Annotated in this window: 16 protein-coding genes and 1 pseudogene; 2 read left to right on the forward strand and 15 right to left on the reverse strand. The window is 39.9% G+C overall.

Annotation, left to right across the window (positions count from 1 at the left end):
- Positions 1-4: 4 nt before the first annotated feature.
- The 10 genes from metH to EHQ52_RS16255 all read right to left on the reverse strand — a co-directional run bounded on the left by metH (position 5) and on the right by EHQ52_RS16255 (position 11,324).
- The gene (gene metH, locus EHQ52_RS16210; protein ID WP_135616222.1) at positions 5-3,742 is read right to left on the reverse strand and encodes a methionine synthase; all 3,738 of its coding nucleotides are present in this window, start codon (positions 3,740-3,742) and stop codon (positions 5-7) included.
- Entirely contained in the window at positions 3,739-4,038 is a 300-nt protein-coding gene (locus EHQ52_RS16215) for a DUF362 domain-containing protein (protein WP_135616223.1), read from the reverse strand. The genes metH and EHQ52_RS16215 overlap by 4 nt, the downstream gene beginning before the upstream one ends.
- A gap of 17 nt (positions 4,039-4,055) precedes the next feature.
- Positions 4,056-5,369, reverse strand: coding sequence for an adenosylhomocysteinase (ahcY, locus tag EHQ52_RS16220; protein ID WP_100710762.1), 1,314 nt, complete (start codon positions 5,367-5,369; stop codon positions 4,056-4,058).
- Entirely contained in the window at positions 5,369-6,409 is a 1,041-nt protein-coding gene (locus tag EHQ52_RS16225; protein ID WP_135616224.1) for an ArsR/SmtB family transcription factor, read from the reverse strand. Before EHQ52_RS16225 ends, ahcY begins: the two co-directional genes overlap by 1 nt.
- Positions 6,410-6,511: 102 nt before the next feature.
- The gene (locus tag EHQ52_RS16230) at positions 6,512-7,042 is read right to left on the reverse strand and encodes a DUF1564 family protein (RefSeq protein ID WP_135616225.1); all 531 of its coding nucleotides are present in this window, start codon (positions 7,040-7,042) and stop codon (positions 6,512-6,514) included.
- An 83-nt stretch (positions 7,043-7,125) separates the two neighbouring features.
- Positions 7,126-7,860, reverse strand: coding sequence for a FecR family protein (locus EHQ52_RS16235; RefSeq protein WP_135616226.1), 735 nt, complete (start codon positions 7,858-7,860; stop codon positions 7,126-7,128).
- Positions 7,861-7,945: 85 nt separating this feature from the next.
- Positions 7,946-9,028 carry a DNA-methyltransferase gene (locus EHQ52_RS16240; RefSeq protein WP_135616227.1) on the reverse strand — a complete coding sequence of 361 codons (1,083 nt, stop codon included), beginning with the start codon at positions 9,026-9,028 and terminating at the stop codon, positions 7,946-7,948.
- An 89-nt stretch (positions 9,029-9,117) separates the two neighbouring features.
- A complete protein-coding gene (locus tag EHQ52_RS16245; protein ID WP_135616228.1) occupies positions 9,118-9,681 on the reverse strand; it encodes a hypothetical protein in 564 nt (187 codons plus the stop codon).
- Positions 9,682-9,744: 63 nt separating this feature from the next.
- The gene (locus EHQ52_RS16250; protein WP_208653519.1) at positions 9,745-10,773 is read right to left on the reverse strand and encodes a FecR domain-containing protein; all 1,029 of its coding nucleotides are present in this window, start codon (positions 10,771-10,773) and stop codon (positions 9,745-9,747) included.
- Between the two features lie 26 nt (positions 10,774-10,799).
- Positions 10,800-11,324 (reverse strand): RNA polymerase sigma factor, encoded by a 525-nt coding sequence (locus EHQ52_RS16255; protein ID WP_008588970.1) that lies wholly within the window; start codon positions 11,322-11,324, stop codon positions 10,800-10,802.
- A 542-nt stretch (positions 11,325-11,866) separates the two neighbouring features.
- On the opposite strand from EHQ52_RS16255, the pseudogene EHQ52_RS16260 reads away from it, so the two are divergent.
- Positions 11,867-12,067: pseudogene (locus EHQ52_RS16260) on the forward strand (hypothetical protein); the annotation flags it as partial.
- A 48-nt stretch (positions 12,068-12,115) separates the two neighbouring features.
- Here EHQ52_RS16260 and EHQ52_RS16265 read toward each other — a convergent pair.
- The 4 genes from EHQ52_RS16265 to EHQ52_RS16280 all read right to left on the reverse strand — a co-directional run bounded on the left by EHQ52_RS16265 (position 12,116) and on the right by EHQ52_RS16280 (position 17,101).
- A complete protein-coding gene (locus EHQ52_RS16265; RefSeq protein ID WP_100710754.1) occupies positions 12,116-12,394 on the reverse strand; it encodes a TIGR04454 family lipoprotein in 279 nt (92 codons plus the stop codon).
- Between the two features lie 152 nt (positions 12,395-12,546).
- Positions 12,547-14,448 (reverse strand): glycoside hydrolase family 5 protein, encoded by a 1,902-nt coding sequence (locus EHQ52_RS16270; RefSeq protein ID WP_135616231.1) that lies wholly within the window; start codon positions 14,446-14,448, stop codon positions 12,547-12,549.
- Positions 14,449-14,454: 6 nt separating this feature from the next.
- Positions 14,455-15,339, reverse strand: a complete 885-nt coding sequence (locus EHQ52_RS16275) for a patatin-like phospholipase family protein (RefSeq protein ID WP_008589263.1) — start codon at positions 15,337-15,339, stop codon at positions 14,455-14,457.
- Between the two features lie 541 nt (positions 15,340-15,880).
- Complete coding sequence (locus EHQ52_RS16280; RefSeq protein WP_135616232.1) at positions 15,881-17,101, reverse strand: MFS transporter; 1,221 nt, start codon at positions 17,099-17,101, stop codon at positions 15,881-15,883.
- A gap of 297 nt (positions 17,102-17,398) precedes the next feature.
- On the opposite strand from EHQ52_RS16280, the gene EHQ52_RS16285 reads away from it, so the two are divergent.
- Positions 17,399-18,514: a GGDEF domain-containing protein gene (locus EHQ52_RS16285; protein ID WP_135616233.1), complete on the forward strand. Its 1,116-nt coding sequence runs from the start codon at positions 17,399-17,401 to the stop codon at positions 18,512-18,514.
- On the opposite strand, the gene EHQ52_RS16290 is transcribed toward EHQ52_RS16285, so the two are convergent.
- On the reverse strand, positions 18,479-19,903 hold the full coding sequence (locus tag EHQ52_RS16290; protein WP_135616234.1) for a high affinity choline transporter 1: 1,425 nt from the start codon (positions 19,901-19,903) through the stop codon (positions 18,479-18,481). The two genes, EHQ52_RS16285 and EHQ52_RS16290, sit on opposite strands and share 36 nt — an antisense overlap.
- Between the last annotated feature and the right edge of the window lie 34 nt (positions 19,904-19,937).

Here is a 19,937-nt window from a genome sequence, read left to right on the forward strand (position 1 = left end):
AAGATTAGACTCTTGAAACCGCCTCTTGGGGGTCATAAGCTAAATTCGGGGAAAGCCATTTTTCCACTTCGGAAACGGTCATTCCCTTCCTATTTGCATACTCTTGGATTTGGTCCTTATTGATCTTTGCCACTGCGAAATATTTAGCATCCGGATGAGCAAAGTATAAACCACTCACCGAACTCGCTGGCATCATCGCGAAATGTTCCGTAAGAGTAATGCCTGTATTCTTCTCCACTTCTAATAGATCGAATAAGGTTCTCTTTTCAGTATGGTCCGGACTTGCTGGGTAACCCGCAGCAGGACGAATTCCTTGATAACGTTCACGGATCAATTCTTCGGTAGAAAGATTTTCGTCGGCCACATAACCCCAAATTTCTTTTCGGATCTTTAGGTGCATATATTCGGCAAAAGCCTCTGCAAAACGATCGCCCAAAGCCTTTGCCATGATGGAATTATAGTCGTCTAGGTTAGAGTCGAAGATAGAAGCGAACGCCTCTACTCCATGACCAGCCGTGACCGCAAAGCCGCCAATATAATCTGCTACTCCACTTTCTTTTGGAGCAATATAGTCCGCTAAACAATAGTTAGGCTCGTCTTTCTCTTCTTTGCTGATCTGTTGGCGAAGAGTATGGAAAACGGTCTTAATATTTGTTCTCGTTTCATCCTCATAAACTTCAATATCGTCGCCTACACTATTTGCGGGGAAGACACCGATCACCCCTCGGGTTGTATATCTTTTATTAGAAATGATATCTTCTAATAATTTTTGAGCGTCTTTGAATAATTCTTTAGCTTGTTTACCATACGTTTCACTTTCGAGAATAGAAGGATAACGTCCTTTTAATTCCCAAGCTTGGAAGAATGGAGACCAATCTATATAAGGAACCAATTCTTCTAGAGAGATCTCATTATCAAAAACTCGAACCCCCACAAAATTCGGTTTAGTTACCTTAGTCACATTCCAATCGGTAACGTATTTATTTTCTCTGGCATCAGAGATAGAAACAAGTTTACGATCACTTCTTGTATTGAAGTAAATTTCTCTTTGGATCTTCTGCTCTTCTTTGATCTGTTTTATATAATCAGGTTTTAAAGAAGGACTCAAAAGTTTTGCTACGACGTTCACGACTCTGGAAGCATCAATTACGTGGACCACAGGTTGGTCATATTTTTCCGAAATTTTTACGGAGGTATGGGCTGAACTTGTAGTAGCCCCTCCAATCAATAGAGGAATATCGAAGCCTGTCCTTTTCATTTCAGAAGCGACATGAACCATCTCATCTAGAGAAGGAGTAATGAGACCAGACAATCCAATGATATCTACTTTCTCTTTTCTCGCTTCTTCCAGAATTTTCTCACATGGGACCATCACTCCGAGGTCAATCACTTCGTAGTTATTACATGCAAGCACCACAGCAACGATGTTCTTACCGATATCGTGAACATCACCTTTCACTGTGGCGATCAGGAATTTTTGTTTTGTGGAGGCTTGAGCATCTTTGCTGTTATCTTCTTCCATGAAAGGAAGAAGATAAGATACTGATTTTTTCATCACCCTCGCGCTTTTGACAACTTGAGGAAGGAACATTTTTCCGGATCCAAACAGATCGCCCACTACTCTCATTCCATCCATTAAAGGACCTTCGATCACTTGAAGAGGTCGGTCATATTTAAGCCTCGCTTCTTCCGTGTCCTGGTCTATATACTCTACAATTCCTTTTACTAAAGAATATTCTAATCTTTGCTCTACTGTCCCTTCTCTCCAAGCTTCTTCTTTTTTCTCAGCCTTTTCACCCGACTTAACTGATTCAGCAAAATCGATTAATCTTTCGGTAGCATCCGGTCTTTTATTCAGGAGAACGTCCTCTACTCTTTCTAAAAGATCTTTAGGAATTTCTTCATAAACTGCAAGCATACCTGCATTTACGATCGCCATATCCATTCCGGCCTTGATTGCGTAGAATAAGAATGCAGAGTGCATTGCTTCTCTTACCGGATTATTTCCACGGAAAGAGAAGGAGATGTTACTTAAACCGCCGCTGATCTTTGCACCAGGGCAGACAACTTTGATCTCTTTGATCGCTTCTATGAAGTCGACCGCGTAGTTATTATGTTCATCTATTCCAGTTCCGACAGTGAGAATGTTTGGATCAAAGATGATATCAAACGGAGAGAAGTCCGCCTTTTCCACTAATAGATCATAAGCTCTTTTACAAATTCGGACCTTATCGTCTTTAGTGGCAGCCTGGCCTTGTTCATCAAAAGCCATTACGATGACGGAAGCACCGTACATCTTAACCGTTTTTGCCTGTTGTAGAAACTTCTCTTCTCCTTCCTTTAAGGAGATGGAGTTTACGATCGGTTTTCCTTGGATACATTTTAATCCAGTTTCCAAAACAGACCATTTGGAACTGTCCACCATGAAAGGAACCTTTGCGATATCAGGTTCGACTGCGATCAAGTTTAAGAATTCTTTCATGGAGGCTTCTCCATCTAAAAGAGCCTCGTCGAAATTTATATCTATTACGTTTGCGCCTGCTTCAACCTGCTGTAATGCAACTGATACTGCTTCTTCAAAATTTCCTTCTAAGATCAGTTTTTTGAATTTAGGAGAACCGGTTACGTTAGTTCTTTCTCCTATTAAGACGAAACCGGTTGTTTCATCTATATTCAAAGGTTCTAATCCAGATAATCTGGTTTTTCCTTCTATCTCCGGTATGATCCTAGGCTTTTTGCCTTGGACTGCCTTAGCACCTTCTTTAATATGAGCAGGAGTAGTTCCGCAACATCCTCCTGCAATATTCAACCAACCTTCGTTGGAAAAATCGTTTAAGAAGTTCCCGAATTCTTCTGGAGTTTGGTCGTATCCCCCAAATGCGTTTGGTAAACCTGCATTCGGATAACAACTAATGTAACAACCTGAGATCCTGGACAATTCTTCTATATAAGGTCTCATCTCGCCTGCACCCAAGGCACAGTTAATTCCTACGGAAAGAGGATTTGCATGATAGATGGAATTATAGAATGCCTCGATTGTCTGTCCTGACAAAGTTCTTCCGGAAGCGTCAGTGATTGTAACAGAAAGTGATACAGGGATTCGTACATTCAAATCTTTGAATACGTTTTCAATAGCAACTATGATGGCCTTCAAATTCAAAGTATCGATATTCGTTTCGGAAAGAAGAATATCGACTCCTTCTTCCACCAGCGCTCTTACTTGCTCGTAAAATGTTTCTACCAGCTCGTCAAAGGTTACTGCGCGGAATGCAGGGTTATTCACATCCGGAGAAAGAGAAGCTGTTCTGGTTGTAGGTCCAATCGATCCCGCAAGGAATAATGGTTGGTCAGGATGAGTTTTAGCAAACCTCTCCATTGCAGCACGAGCCACCTTGACTGCCTTTCTATTCAGCTCGTCTACATATGCTTCTGCATTATAATCTGCTTGGGAAATCCTATTAGAGCTGAAAGTATTCGTTTCTAAGATATTCGCCCCTGCTTCTAAAAACTTATAATGTATTTCTTCGATCACTTCAGGTTTAGTGATCACAAGTAGATCGTTATTTCCCTTTAGTGCAGAAGGATGATCCTTGAGTCTTTCATCTCGGAAGTCTTCTTCTCCCAGACCATATCTCTGGATCATGGTCCCCATTGCTCCATCAAGAACAAGTATCCGCTCTTCTAATAATTTTAGGAGTTCTTGCGCTTTGGGGTTTGTATATGTGGGAAATTTATGTTTCATAATTCTTTAATATTGCAGTGTTTATCTAAAAGAGGTTTTTTAAGATCGTTGATCATCTGTAACGTTTTAGATTCTTTTGCATTCAAAACGATCCAGTTTTTCCATATTACCGGCACCTCATCTTCCGGGAAAATGGCATTCACCGGACATTCTCTCAAACAATCATTACAATTGATGCAAATGTCCGGATCTATGACTAAGTAATCCTTCCCTTCTCGGAAAGCTTCTACAGGACAAGCAGCAGCACAGTAAGTAATTTTACACCCAACGCAGGGTTCAGTTACTACGTATGCCACAACCTCTCCTTTATCAATTAATAGCGGTAGTGTTCCGGTTTATACGGACCTTCTACCGGTACTCCGATATACTCAGCTTGCTTAGCGTTTAACGTGGTTAGGCGAACTCCTAATTGCTCCAAATGTAACGCTGCAACTTTCTCATCTAATTGTTTAGGTAATCTATAGACGCCGATCTCGTATTTATTGTTCCAAAGTTCGATCTGAGCCAATACTTGGTTCGTGAAAGAACAGGACATTACGAAAGATGGGTGGCCAGTTGCACAACCAAGGTTAACTAAACGACCTTCTGCAAGAACGATGATGGATCTACCATTCTCGAAAGTGTATTTGTCTACCTGAGGTTTGATTTCCTTCTTCACTACACCTTTCTCTGCATTCAATCTGGACATTTGGATCTCAGTGTCGAAGTGTCCGATATTACAAAGAATCGCGCCGTCTTTCATTGCTTTCATGTGTTCAAGGGAAATAATGTCGTCGTTTCCGGTCGCAGTTACTACAAGATCCACGAATTCGATCGCATCTTCTACCCTTAGAACTTGGTATCCTTCCATTACTGCCTGAAGAGCGCAAATAGGATCGATCTCAGTAACGATCACTCTAGCTCCAAAATTGCGTAAAGAAGCAGCAGAACCCTTTCCAACGTCTCCGTATCCGCAAACAAGAGCTACTTTTCCAGCAAGCATAACGTCAGTTGCACGTTTGATACCGTCTGCTAAAGATTCTCTACAACCGTATAAGTTGTCGAACTTGGACTTGGTAACGGAATCGTTCACATTGATTGCAGGAAGTTTCAATTCACCTTTTTTGAGGAGTTTTTCAAGGCCTTTTACTCCTGTAGTAGTTTCTTCAGAAACTCCTTTGATCTCAGCAAGGAGTTGAGGATATTTCTCGTGAACATACATGGTCAGGTCACCACCATCATCCAGGATCATGTTCGGACCTTTTCCGCCGTCGAAAAAGATAGTCTGCTCTACACACCACCAGTATTCTTCTTCGGTTTCGCCTTTCCAAGCAAACACAGGAACTCCAGTTTTTGCGATAGCAGCTGCTGCATGGTCTTGGGTAGAGAAGATATTACAAGAAGACCAGCGAACTTCTGCGCCAAGCTCTGTTAGAGTCTCGATCAGAACTGCAGTTTGGATAGTCATGTGAAGGGAACCCGCGATACGCGCACCTTTCAGAGGTTGTTTCCCCTTATATTCTTTACGTAAGGACATTAGACCTGGCATTTCTTTTTCAGCCAGAATGATTTCTTCGCGACCCCAGTCCGCGAGAGAAATGTCTTTAACCTTATATTTTAAACCTTTTTCTTGTATTGTAGCGGACATTAAAGTCCTCCTCTTTTCTTAGCTTTAATTATTAATACTTTGAAGTATTTCTGAGATTCCACTTCTTCGATAGATTCAAGACTGAAACCTGTGTGGTTCAGCCAATCTGTGAGAAGTTCCGACTCGAATCCGAGCCATAAGTCGGCGAAATTATCGCGCATGATTTCTTGATTGTGTTTCTTAAGATCGACAATAATGAAAGTGCCGTCATCCTTCAGAACTTTATGAATTTCTTTCATAGCCTGAGGTGGATTTGAGAGGTGGTGTAAGACCATCGAAGCTACGACAGAATCTGCGGACTGGATCAAATTCTCGGGCAGAGTTTCAATCTCTGATGTAAACAATTGAACTTGGGAATTATTTAAGAAGGAACTTCTCGCCTCTTTAATCATCTTTTCAGAAGAATCTATCCCGATAACTTCCTGACTCTTCATCAATAAGTAAGGAATTAAACCGCCAGGGCCGCATCCAAGGTCTAAGATCCGACTAGAGTGTTCAGGTAGTAAATCCAGGATCTTATTCCTGTACAACACAGGATCCAAAACATCACTTTGGATGCTCTCCCAATTCTGAGCAACATCATCGAAGTATTTTGATCTTTTTAGATCTCTTTGTTTGAGAATGTCTTTAGTCTTAACTAAGTCTTGGTCCGAATAAGGAAGGCTTTTTTCATAATCCAAAAGAAGGGTATGAAATCTCATAGAAAAATCTTGTGAATCGTCATTCGAAACCTTAGGACTATAATATACCCAAGAACCTTCACGTAGGGATGTTAGAAACCCGGCATCTGCAAGAATCTTTAAATGCCGAGAGATTCTGGATTGGCCCATATCCAGAACTTCTGTTATTTCCTGAACATTAAGCGGGGCAATAGAAAGTATCCGCAGAACCCGAATACGGGTTTCATCAGATAATGCCTTGATCGCGAGCAGAATATCGCGGTCCTGAAAGGTCTCTTTTGCTGCAGAAGGCGTAGCAAGGGTTGAATCTGAGTAAGTTTCGACAAACTCTCCTTCTAAAGACGTATCCTTTAACGACATTTTCAAGACCTTCATACAAGATATCAAGATATCTTGATTTCTTCAAGCAAAAATTCCCATTTCCAGGAATGTAATTATGTCTTATCAATCAGATGCCAAATGCTACCTCCAATTTGGGGATCCCCTCTCCAAGGTGAATTTCCGGGGCCATCCTATTAAAATAATTTGAACTTCTCTTGTTTCTAAATTCAAAACACGACGAATATCTATGATCCTTGAAGTGGGCGGTTTTCGATTTCGCCAAAAGTGAGAAAGAATTCTTTCATCAACTTCAAGCAATTCCCATTGAATCATTAATACGATTATACAATTCATCGAAACACCATGCGCAAGTGCTACGTTTCTCAGCCCTTGGTAATTTTCTTCTTTGGGTCGATAACTGTGGCGAACCAGATTTTGGCCTTTTGCCTGAAAAGAAGTTCTGAGCGGATTTCTTCCCATATATTTCTGGGACTGAAGTAATAAACCATACTTCTCTTGCAAACGCCTCAAGTATCGAGGAAAGTTTCGTTTACAATCAATAGGGACTTTTCTCCAAAGCCGTTCCGGAATCAGTGCCGTAGAAGGATATGGATTCTTAACAATCTTTGCCTTTCGTTTAAGTTTCTCATTTTGGAAAACGGTAGAGTTCATACTCTTCTCATTTTCAATGTTTGAGTTAGTGCGCGAAGATTTTTATTTCTCTCAGTTTGTCGAAGTTACTACGCGGGAAAAATTTATATATCCTGTTTAGTTTGATTTAATAGTTCCTGGTTTTGAAGCTTCTGATCTCGGAGAATCTTATAATTCTCCTCTATGATCTTTTTAAAGCCATCTAAGATCTTCATTTTCTCACGCATAAATTCCTCTAAAGGTTGCTTCAGTAAGCCTTGAGGAGATACGACAGCTTCTTCATCTCGTTTTAATGGAAAGTTTTTTCCATTTTCTGTAGTAACTCCGACTTCTCCTTCTTTCACAAAAATCCCATTTGGAACATCGGAATCTTCATTATCAGGATTTTCCTTACGTTGAGCCTCACTTTCTTCACAAACTACAAATTGCGTTCCTCGGACACCTGCATTGTAAGATGGGGCAGTGATCGTAAAATCTTCTTTCTTAGATCCTTTATCCACTCGAGCAAATACTTTGCCGGAAACGAGTTCCAATTTTGATTTATTCGCCTTTTTGTCAGAACTCAGCTCGGCAATCTTGACTTTTGTGAAAGCTGCAATACGAACAACGACTGACGGACCAATTTGAAGATCTACTTTTCCCTCTTTCGTTTCAAGTTCGTCCTGTTTTTTTAGGATCGAATTCTTTTTGAGGCTCACTTTCTTCCCATCCTGGATTCCAGACGCGTCGCCCGCGACGAAAAGTACGATCGCGATCTCTTCTTCTGCATATAAAGCAGAAGGTGAAGCAATCATAATAGATAAAATGAAGAATGTGGATATAAGTGCTTGGTATTTCATATCAGGGTTTTCCAACAAAACTAATTTATTCGATAAAGCTGTAGTAGGATCTACTAGATCCTTCAGAATAGCAACAATTTGAAACTTACTTTTTGGAAGAATTTTGCAGATTAAATCGGGAATAACTAGCCTTCAAGGAAAAATGTTCATTCTCGAGCAATGAATCTACTACCTCAAAGGTCAATTCTGTCTCTTGAGAAGTGATTACTGGAAATCCATAGTGTTTATTCTTATGTGAAATCTCTTTCTTTTGCTTCTTCCTATCAGAAATGAAATCAAGATGACCTTGCAATCTGTTTTGTAGTAACTTCGACGAAACATTCACCCCACTAAGAAGTTTCTTCCTAGCAATTTCAAGAATCCCCTCATCTACGTCATATCCAATGCTATTTCTGGACGCAAGAAGAGAAGCTAACGATGTAGTTCCTGTTCCTAAAAACGGATCTAAAATTGTATCCCCCTTTATCGAGAACATATTCACCAATCGATATGCAAAATCCAAAGGGAATGCCGCAGTTCTTTCCCGCGAAGCTCCGACATCCTTAAAAATCTGCCTTTCTCCCTTTAAATCCCAGACATCTGAAAACCAGATATTCCTTTCTTCCCAGAAAAAGGCACTACTTCGTCGGATCTCCGTCTCAGATTTGGAATACTTTCTCAATCCCCCTTTACGAAGGATCAAAATATACTCATGCTCATAGGTAACGTAGGCCCCTACTGGATACATTCCCGAACCCATAAACTTAGTTGGGGAATTGGTTTGCTTTCTCCAAAGAATATCTGGCAGCGAAGAAAAGCCGAAGTTACGACAAGCCTGTAAAATCCTCGAATGATTCGAAAATAAACTGAACTCCCCTCCTATGCTCCGAGTGGCATCCCCGATATTTACCAGTAGGATCCCACCTTCTTTCAAAACACGGAAGCATTCGGCCCAGACCTTATCCAGTTGCAAATGCATTGCATCGAAGGCTTCGTTCCCCAAGTTTTTGGAAAGAGCGGTCTTAGTATTTTTGTCCCAACTTTTGAAGAGATCATCCCACATTTCTACCATGGGATAAGGAGGTGAGGTTAATACGAGGTTAACGCTTTCGGACGAAAGCCTATCCATTTTTCTCGAATCGGAATTATATAATATATGAGAAGTTTCCGGAACGAGTATATCCTTCATACACGTTCTGCATGTTTCAAGAGCTCTTTAAATTGGCTATTCAAATTTAGATAAGAAGAAGGATAAGTCGAAGATACGACAGAATCCCCTCAATTCTTTTTGCCGTGGATCTTCTTATCGATCAACTCATTCAGAAGATCGGCAAGATCCTGAAACTCGTCGCCACTTCGGATCCTGATCTTATCTACGTCCTTACCTTCCAGTAGTAACTTTAGATTCTTCTTAATATTATAGATCGGCCCAGCCATCTTATGAGAATAGACCAAGACAAAGATCGCAGAAAGTAGAAGATACAACATAGAGAATAGTAGAATTCCTTTAAATTGGATCGAAAAAAGATCCAATCCATGATCGTAATCTGGAAGCGCAAGTTCCTTCTCTACGAACTTATCCTTCTCTTCTCCGTTAACGATTTCGAATCCTTTTTGATAGACTTTAACAGTGTCTTGGCGAAGTCTGAAAACGACCCCTTTGTCGTATTTGGTAGAATGGATCCAGAATAAGAATCCAAGAGTAAGAAGTAACCCGAAGATAAATAATAAAGAGAAATTTAAGAAGAACCTTAATTGGAAGTCCTTATCGATCAGATAATTGGCAAGATGTCTTTTATAACGAGGGGTCTTTGCGGAGGGGTTTGCAGTTTCTTCAGACATGGGAATTAGCCTTCTTTGGTAGAATTTCTTTAAAATTCTCCACATGTCAAAAATATTTCGATTTTAACGAAGTTGAATCACCTCCATAACTGAATCTCTTTGGATTTTTATTTCCTTCTCAAGAGTTTGCAAATACATAAAATTTTCGTCCATGTCGACGATTACGCCTTCTAATGACTCGCCATTGGAAAGTATGACCCTCTCCAATCTTTGGTATTCGTTAAATAGATCATCTTTATTGGAGAAAGATTTTTCGGAATTCCTAGCAATCTCATCTACATGAAGTTCTGAAAATTTAAACCCTAAATCTTTTTGCTCTGCAGAAGATAGAAAAGTTCTCTGGAATCCTTTTGACTCTAAGCGGATCTTTTGGCCTGGTTCCAAAACTTGCTCTCCACGATTCGGTTCGTTGCTACTTTTAGCTGCGACCCTTCCTTCTAAAACGGAGACTATAGTTCCATCTTTCGAACTTTCTCTAACTTCAAATTTTGTTCCTCTGACTTCAACCAAACCTGTTTCGGTTATGATCCTGAATTCATCCTTTTTAAGGTTCTTATGCAGATGGACTAAAATGCTTCCATTACGAAGTCTGAAGGATTGTTTTCCTTCTTTCATGATCTCAAGCTCTGTAGATTCTTCCAAGACCATACCTTCTCCCTTTGCAATGTTTAGGAAAAGTTTAGATCCTGGTTCGGTTTTCAAGATCTGGCCGGAACCTACGGATTCGCCTTCGTTTAATGCTAAAAGTTTTTCGGAATCAGAAGAGAACAAATATCCCTTTCCAATAATTTTAGTCACAGATATTCCGAGTTCATTCTTGACCGGGGCATCTTTAGGATTTTGTAAAATAAGAAAACTGAATGCTCCAATCAAGATCGCAGCAGCAGACGCAATAGTATATAAAAACGGTTTTTTAAAGCTGATAACTTTAGAAGCTTGGGCCTTTTCGTAAATTTCCTCGAAAGAAATATTTGAAGGAGACGAAACCCAAGATTTGGAAAGCATGTCGGACAATTTATCGATAGAAGAACTATATTCGTTCTTCTCACCTTCAATCGCTTTCCTAATTTTATGTTCGAAATTTTCGTCCATTCTTCCCTTCAACAGTCTTCTTAGTATTATTCCATCGGCAGAATTTGTTTATTTTTTGCGATCTCTACGAGCTTTCCGGTCGCTTTCACAACCAATCTAGATGCAGTTGCAATCGAGATCCCCATAATATCTGCAATATCAGCCAACGTGTATTTTTCTATATTCTTTAATACTAAAGCGTATCTTTCTCCTTCTTCCAAGTCGTCCAAACAATCCATCAATCTAGATTCTAAGTCGGAAAGTTCCGTTTTTCTTTCGAAACTTTGTCCTTCTTCTCTATAAGTTCCCATGTCGTCCGTTCCGGATTCTTTCACCGTAGAAAACTTCTTAGCATAGTTAATCGATCGATTTCTCGCGATCGTGTATAACAGCTTTAGGGCTTGCTCTTTGTTTAAGTCGGAATTGGAATACTTCTTAAAAAAATTAAGAAATGTATCCTGCATTAGGTCTGAGGCGGTTTCTGGATTTCCGGTATACTTATACAAGAAATCAAAAATTCTCCCGTTGGATTCCCGATACAGGGTTTCCATAAAATCTTTTCGGGATGCCATTACACAAAGATTCCAACTCGAAACGCTTAATTCAAGTAATTTCCGGCGACTGTTCTAAACTATACCCTTTTCTCCTCTTCGCGAATGGGCTTTGATAGAGATAACATATCGGGTCATACTTTTTTACATGAAGGAGAAAAATTTGTAGGAAGGTTTACATTTTTTCTAGTCTTCGATTTTGGGAAAGTGAAGGAGGAAGAGTCTGAAAGTGGATCGAACTGAGTTCAGAGAAAGTGAATTCTGTTAGCAGGATGAGATTTGAGTTTTGTAGTAACTTCGACAAGAAAAAGAGATCTTCAATGTCCGTCGAAGTTACTACACTTCACTGAATTTACTCGATTTTGATGAGACATAATTCTCTCCCCCCAAACACTCCAGGTCCTTCTCAATTAGACCGATAGAATTCGTATCTGCCTCCGAGAAGCAAAGTTAGAATGAGTCGAACCCTTCAAGTCCTAGCCTTTTTTGTAGTAACTTCGACCATCCTGTACACCCCCCTTCTCCACCCTTCCCCAGAGGTTTCCTTCCCAAATGAAACTCCTGAATCAAAACCTCTTTTAAGAGTCCTTCCCGCATTCAGGAAAGAAGAATGTGATTGGGCGATTCGCTGGGATGTTTGCCTTAGATGTGTTTCCAGTAGATACAGGTATGCTCAAAGGATACATTTTTATCCTTCTGGATTGTATAGGGAACATGGATGTTATTCTGAAGAGAAAGGTTTCTTTTTGATAAAAGAAGATTAAGTAGAAGAGATAAAGAGCCGGAACGACCCGGCCCTTTATTATTAGAAATTACTTCTTACAAGTAGCAAGAGCCGCAAGTGTTTTAGAAGATTTTAAACAAGTAAGATCGTATTTACCAGTCATACACTCTTTGAGTAGATGAGCGGAAATTTGACCTTGCATAGCTTTCAGTTTGTCAGCTTGCTCTGGAGTTTGACCAACAGCAAGGTTGGAAATCAATTCGTTTACAACTGGATCACATTCTGCTTGGCTCACTTTCGCTCCGCCGCAAGAAATAAGACCTGCAAAAATTAGAATCGTAAGGATCGAAAAAAACGTGTTTTTCATGCAAAGACCTCTGCGAATTTTTAATTCTATGTCGCTAATATTAGCCCGAGTCGAATCTCTAACTAGATTAAATCGAAAATTTCCAAAACCTTGGAGAATTCCGACAGTTTAACGACGAAGGCCATTCTAATGATTCCCATTCTATAGAAAAGTTATTTTTTAGTCGGGAAAATAGTTATGCCGTAATAAGAAACGGACTTTTCTCCCTTGAAGGTCAGTATTCGTTTTTTAGAATCATACTTCCAAGTTCCCGCGTTGACTAGAACATCGAATCCTTTTCCGTAATGTATTTCGGGAAGAAAGATCTCTGTTACTGGAATTTCATCTCCTTCTTTTCTGAAGGAGTATTTGAACATGGATTTTTTCATATTAAAACTGATCGCTTCTGGATTTCCTTTGGTCCGGACTGGATAAGGTCTGGAGAATGCTCTGACTGCCCTTCCCCCATCTTCATCTATACTTTTAGGAGTGTCCAAAGAATAGAGAGAAAGATCTTCTTCATTCCATCTATCTCCTAAACTGTGAGTATTATCAGGAGTGTAATTCCAAAGTGTATAATGTACGAAGTTTTTTTCTATAGAAGTTATGATACGATCTAGAGAAGCTTCTAAGTGAGAATAACTTTTTGTTCGGAAAGCTAAACGTCCATTCATGTCCATTGGGATCCCGGTTTCTCCGATCACTGTAGGACAATTATTCATCTTCTTGATAGAAACTTCTTTGATCATTCTGATCGTATCTTCGTAAGCCTTCTCCACATTCTTCTTTCCGAATATTGGGATCTGCTTGAAGATATGCACTCCGAACCAAGGGATAAAACGTTTGAACATCAAAACGGAAACATCATACCAATGAGTCGCGTTGATTACTGTTCCTTCTCCCTTTTTTGGTTTTTCGTCCCAATCCAATTCTAAACTTCCTGGATCGGATTCTACAAAGATGGAGAATTTTTTCTGAACTGATTGAATTCTAGTTTTGAATCTTTTGATAAAAGGAAGCATGAATTCAGGATAGAATTCTATTTTTCTTCCTCTATACTTATTAAAATAATCTGGGCGAAGTAGCATTGGAGCGCCATTCGGATCGTAATCCCAAACTCCATGTTGTCTCCAAATACAATGTTTTCCTTCCTGCCAAAGAGGAACTGACTTTGTATTTATTTTAGTTTTTCCTAAATTGAATCCGGTAAACCCGAGCATATAAGCATTATTTGCTCTTACCGTTCTTCCCTCGGACAAAAACATTTCTTGGAAAGGAGAAGTAGTCAGGACTTTCCCGAAACCAAGTCCAGAAAACTCTCCTATATTTTTTTTACCTATCCATCCAGGAGAAGGTTCATTTAAAGAATCAAATCCTAATACGTTTTTGTATTTCGCAACCTTCTTCGCTATTCGACACATCGCTTCTATATAATGATCTTGTAAAAAGGTTTCTACATTCTTTCCATGAATAGATAATTTAGGTGCGAATGTTTTTCCTCCGAAGAATAGAGAGAACATAGTAGCGCAGGCATACTTTTGGTAGTTTAAAGGCCAGGACATTCTTTTATAATTCCTGCCTTGAAAATGATGAACGATTGCAGTATCGGAATCTTTAATATTCTCAATATTCATTCCGACTTCTTCCAAAGTCCAACCGGGAGCACCATCTCCTCCAGTGAATCTGGACCAAACATCTTGGTGAGGATCTATAAAAACGTAGAACCCTTTTTTGTCGGCGAGTGCCACCATTCTTTCAATATAATCTAAATATGCTTGGTCGTATTTTCCCGGACCTAAATGTTCCACTGCTTCCCAAGTTACAAGAAAGCGTAGAAAATTAAATCCCCACTTCTTCAAACGATCCAAATGTTCTGCGGCTTCTTTCTCTTCTAAAGGTCTTCCAACAAAGGAAACTTTTCTATGATCGTGAAATGTTAAGGACTGATCAAAATGTGTAGTTCCATCCGGTTTGAATGGAAGTTTGGAACTTCCTGAAAGATTCACTCCTCTCAACTGGAGAATATATCCTTCTGAATCTATAAAATTCCCGTCTTCTACCTTGATTTCCAGCATTAGTTCTTAATCTTCCCCGAATTGGATTTTAGCATCTTCATATCCGCGGCTAATCAGATAATCCGCTTGTACTTGAGAGAAATTTAATATACTTCCAAAACCGAGAGAAGTTCTCGGCCCGATCACTCTGATCTTATAATCTGTTTTTTCAGGTTCGGAGAAGGATAATAATGATTTGGTGAATCCCTTCTTCTTATTATCCTTTTGTTTTTTTTGATATTGCAGATTCGCCATGATAGTTTGGAAAGACCCAATCAAAGAAAGTTCAAACACCCTCTCAAGACCGTCCCTTCTGTTCCGTGGAAGGCCCATATTCACTCCTCCCACAGGAGACAACAATACTACCACTATCTCTTTTGCGCCTCTTTCTACTGCGGGAAGAATGGGAACATTCGCCATCACCCCCCCATCCCAATGAGGTTTTCCATCCACATACTGCCAAGGAAAGATCAAAGGTATGGCAGAAGAAGCCATCACATGTTCTATATCGATATCCTTATTTCCGAAAAAAACGAGTTCAGCAGTCAGAATATTCACTGCTGTAATGATGATCTCCATTGGGTTTTTTCGCATATTACGAAAATCTAATTGAGAATAGAGTAAATATTTTAAGGGGGTTGTATCTGCGAGCGGGGAAAATCTACGAAAGATCAGGTCCAGGAAATCATTCCAGATGGAATATTTCATTACCTTTTGGATTTCGATGGATTTCCAAAGATCTATGATCCTTGCTGCATCCATTCCGCAACCTAATGCGGAAGCGGTGATCGCTCCCACGGAAGTTCCGCAGACTACATCCGGTTTGAATCCGATTTCTTCTAAATATTTTAGGACCCCGGCATGATATGCGCCTCGAGCGCCTCCACCGGATAATACCAAAGCCCGCTTCATTCCAAATATGATCCTGCCGGAGTCAGTCTTAGGTTCCTCAGGTAAATTTCAAGACGGAATATTGATTTGGAAGTTTGTAGTATCTTCGACGATTTTCGCAGAAGTTCACCTTGGCCCTGATATCGGTAGCTAATATTGGCTTTGGTTTTGGAAGAAGGAACGGGAATTTCGGAATTACTGTCGAAGTTACTACAGATATCGCATCAGGGATTTCCCCGAACTTCGACAATATCTAAAAAGGAAGAAATTAAAACCTCCTGAGTGTCTGCGTCTAGCTATGCTAAATGCCCGAAAGTGACCAATTCTCGGAACTCAGAAAGGCCAGTGGTCTGATGGTATTGCAATAGGTCCAAGAGGGCCTTTTTGCAGGGGCCTGGGCTATTGCTCAGCCACCTCACAGGTCATTTTCTTGCTGCAACTGTCGCTACTCAACTAAACCACCTCCTTTAACGTGTGGCCAGACCATATTCTGTCACATTAAAAAGTCAAGAAATGTCCGTATTTTTTTACGGATTTCAGAAACAAGTTTCCTAAACGTAACTTAGGAAACTATTTTCACCTTTCTGGATAGATAGAGAGCAAGAAGATTAAAACCAACCGCGAAGTAACCTACTATATCAAATCTTTCGAAAGTTCCATTCGGCAGCTGGACCAGGATCGCTCCTGCAAGAAGAGCTCCAATACCTGTTGCAACACTCTGCAAGCTTGAATTCACAGACATGAAACTTCCCCTGACCTCAGGTCGAATGGCAGAAGTTAACATCGCCATAGAAGGAATGACCCGACCAGATACTAGTACCATAAAAACTGTCGTAACTCCTAGAGCCATGTACACCGGAAGGTCCTTAGGCAAATGGGTAATTGCAAGGATAGGAAGCAAAGCGAGAAGAACTAGAACAAGAAAAACCTTATGTTTTCCGAACTTATCAGACATGAACCCGACGATCCAGGAAGAAACGAAAGTACAAATCCCTCCAATCTCATAGATATGGCTGACTTGGGTCTTAGAGAAGCCCATATTCCTCTCCATAAAAACTGCTATCGAAGTTACGACAGTAAACCCACCCAAAATCACACTCATAAAAAACGCGAGAGCCACCAAGTGGTCCCTCTTAGAAAGCACATTGATTAGTTGGCTGAAATCCGCTACCTTCTGCTTTTCCATTTTAGAAGGCAGACTGGGCAAATATAGAATGGCAAGAACCAGGATCGGAAGCCCTAAAACTACGATAAACGCAAATGTATAATTCCAACCGGAACTCATAGCAATTCGGATACCGGAAGGAACTCCTAAAACGGAAGCAGCGGAGAAAGCACCCATCACTCCACCCATTGCCTTCCCTCTTTTTTCGATCGGGAAAACATCACCAATAATAGAAAGGATGACTCCGCTTACCATTCCACCGAAAATCCCTGCAATCACCCTCGCAATAAGAAGAAATGAATATGTATTAGCGACCGCACAAAGGGCAGTTCCTATCAAAAACCCTACATATAAAAAGATAGCAGCAGACTTACGATTAAAACGATCTATAAAGTTAGCTCCAATCAAAGCCGCGATTGCAGCAGCAAATGAATAAGAAGAAAGAACTAAGGAAAACATCGCAGTATCGATCTGGAACTGCTTCAAAAAATAATCCTGAAGCGGGAACATGATCATAAAGTCCATGATATTCGTGAACTGAATGCTCGCAAGAAGCAGTATCAGGAACAATTCATGACGGACTATTTTTGTTTTAGGAAGTGAAGCTACGGATTCCATATACTTACCAGATTTTTTTAGGTGAATTATAAAGAGATAATTTTTTAGAAGTTCCGCATTTTACTCATATAAATTTGTTCTTACAAAGTTTGGGAACTAAATAGATTCGGACGAATCATCTAGAACTTAGTTCAAGAAATTTCCAAAATTATAAAATGCGATTTGGATGACGAATCGACACCCAAGTTTATTTCCACACTATAAAAATAATTTTCCTATTTTTGTCCCTCGGATTTTTCACTTCCTTCTTCAGAAGCGTATAAACATAAATCTTCATCCGTCTATCTGAGTATCGCTATGAAACTCAGAAGATATCTTTCGGAAGACTTTTCTTATTCGAAATCAGGAGAAATCCGCAAACTTCGAACCTTAGATAATGACAAGTCTGTCAGGATCCTAAGTATTTTCGCTTTTCTGATCTCTTGCATTCTTTTAGCTCAGAATACGCTCTCTCCAGGAACACCTAGCGGTGGGCATCTTCAACTTCTATACGGTTTAAGTTTCGGAAGTTCTGCACTATTCTCCAGTTTGATGCTGGCTGTACTTGCCTTAAAGGACATAAAAGGTAAAAAACTTTCTTACTTCGCTATGATCGGCTATGTAGGAATTCTAACATTCACTACTACTTTCGCAACTTTGGTGGACCAATACCATACTTCTGATTATTCTGCTTTCTGCTTTGGATTACTTTTGCTCCCTCTATTTTTAAGAGCAAGTTTTGTGACCTATCTTGCTATTATTTCTATAAATGTTCTCTTCTTTTCATTAGGTTATTCTTATATTATAGAAAGAGAACTTAGCTCTGCAGTCGCAACTCCGATCATAGCATTTTCAATTGCGAGCATAGGAGCCGCAATAAATGTAGAAGGTACCAGATTAAAAAGTAACCTTCTCCAATTACAATTAGAAGAATCCAATAAAAATCTAAAAGAGTTATCTCATAAAGATTCGCTAACGGGCCTTTTTAATAGAAGACATCTAATGGAGTCATTAAGTACACTTCTGGCGGCTTCTAAAAGATATGATTTCCCTTTATCGGTCCTTCTACTAGATTTGGACCATTTCAAAAAGGCAAATGATTCTTTCGGGCACCAAGCCGGGGATAAATTGCTCGCCGCAATCGGAAGATTATTATCCGGACTCGTGAGAGATTGTGACGTAGCAGCTCGCTACGGCGGAGAAGAATTCTGCGTAGTACTTTCTAACACGAATATAGAAGGAGCAAAATTTGTGGCTGAAAGGATCCGAGCTCGAATCGAGACCGAAACTTTCGAAGAAATTCCTTGGACAATTACTGTAAGTATTGGTGTTGCTGCAAGAGAAAGTGATGAGACTCCAGAAGATTTCCTAAAAGCAGCAGATAAAAAATTATACGAATCAAAGGCCGCCGGAAGGAACAGAGTCTCTGCTTAATTCCAAATCCGATTCAAATAGAGAAATCTTAATATATTTTCCTAAATATTGCCCTAAAAAGCTGATCCCCAAAGCAGGGATTGTAGGCGGCAGCCATTCTGGTCCGAAAAATTTCAAACCTAACCAAACTATCATTCCGGAAAACATAGCATAAACTGCTCCGCTTGCATTTGCTTCTTTCCAAAATAAAGCGGCGACTAAAGGAACAAAAAGAGAAACTAAACTAATGGAAGAAGAATCAGCAACCAACTGATAAATATTCGTTTCGCTTAAGGCCATTCCAGTAGAAACAATTGTTACGATCAATACGGAAGAACGCATCACTCTTAATAACAATTTTTCAGAAGGATTTTTCAATGTAGGACGGATCAAATTTTCGCCTAAAACAGAAGCAGGCGCCAATATCGCTCCGGAAGCAGTACTTAAGATCGCAGAAAGTAATGCTCCAAAAAATAAGATCTGTATAAATAAAGTAGAATGTACGAGTACTACATGAGGAAGTATCATCTGATTATCGCCCGCTGCGATCTCAGGATAAACTCTTCTTGCAAAATATCCAGCCAGCAAAGGAAGAAATGCAACGGTTAGATACATTCCCCCGCCCAAAAAAGAAGAATACACTGCAACCTTTTCAGATTTCGAAGACATCACTCTTTGGAAAATATCCTGTTGAGGAATTGAGCCTAGCCCAATCGTCATCCATGCTGCGATATAAGCAAGAACCGCTTCTGTTTCTAAAGGAGGGAAAAAGGAGAAAAATCCAGGCTTTGCAGTCGATATAACTGTCTCGAATCCACCCGCCTTATCTTGCAGATCCCAGACCAAAACCAAAAGCCCAACTATGATCAATATAGTCTGTAAGAAATCCGTAATGGAGATCGCCCACATCCCTCCAATATAAGTATAGATCAATACTACAACAGATGCGAGAAGTATCCCCACATATATATCGAATCCGAATAGCGAATGGATAACTATCCCCATCGCAACTAATTGAGCCGCGATCCATCCGAAATAGGAAGGGATCATAAATAATGCAGAAAGAAATTCTACCTTGCGGCCAAAACGATTTTTGTATAAGTCACCGAAGGTGAGAATATTCATCCTATACAATGGCCTAGCAAAAAATATACCGACTAGGAAAAGACAAAGTGCTGCTCCGAAAGGATCTTCGATCACAGCCAAGATCCCTCCATCTACAAACTTGGAAGAAGCACCCATCAAAGTTTCCGATCCAAACCAAGTGGCAAATAAAGCAGAAGATGCAAGCACAAGAGGAAGCCTTCTCCCTGCTAATACATAGTCTTGGGAACTATTGACGTATCTTGAAGCAAATGCTCCTATCAGAATGGTAACAACAATATATAGAATAACGAAAAGGCCGAGCAATTCAGAGTGTCCTATTATAAAACTTCTTAATTGT

The organism is Leptospira koniambonensis (assembly GCF_004769555.1).
Lineage (GTDB): Bacteria > Spirochaetota > Leptospiria > Leptospirales > Leptospiraceae > Leptospira_B > Leptospira_B koniambonensis.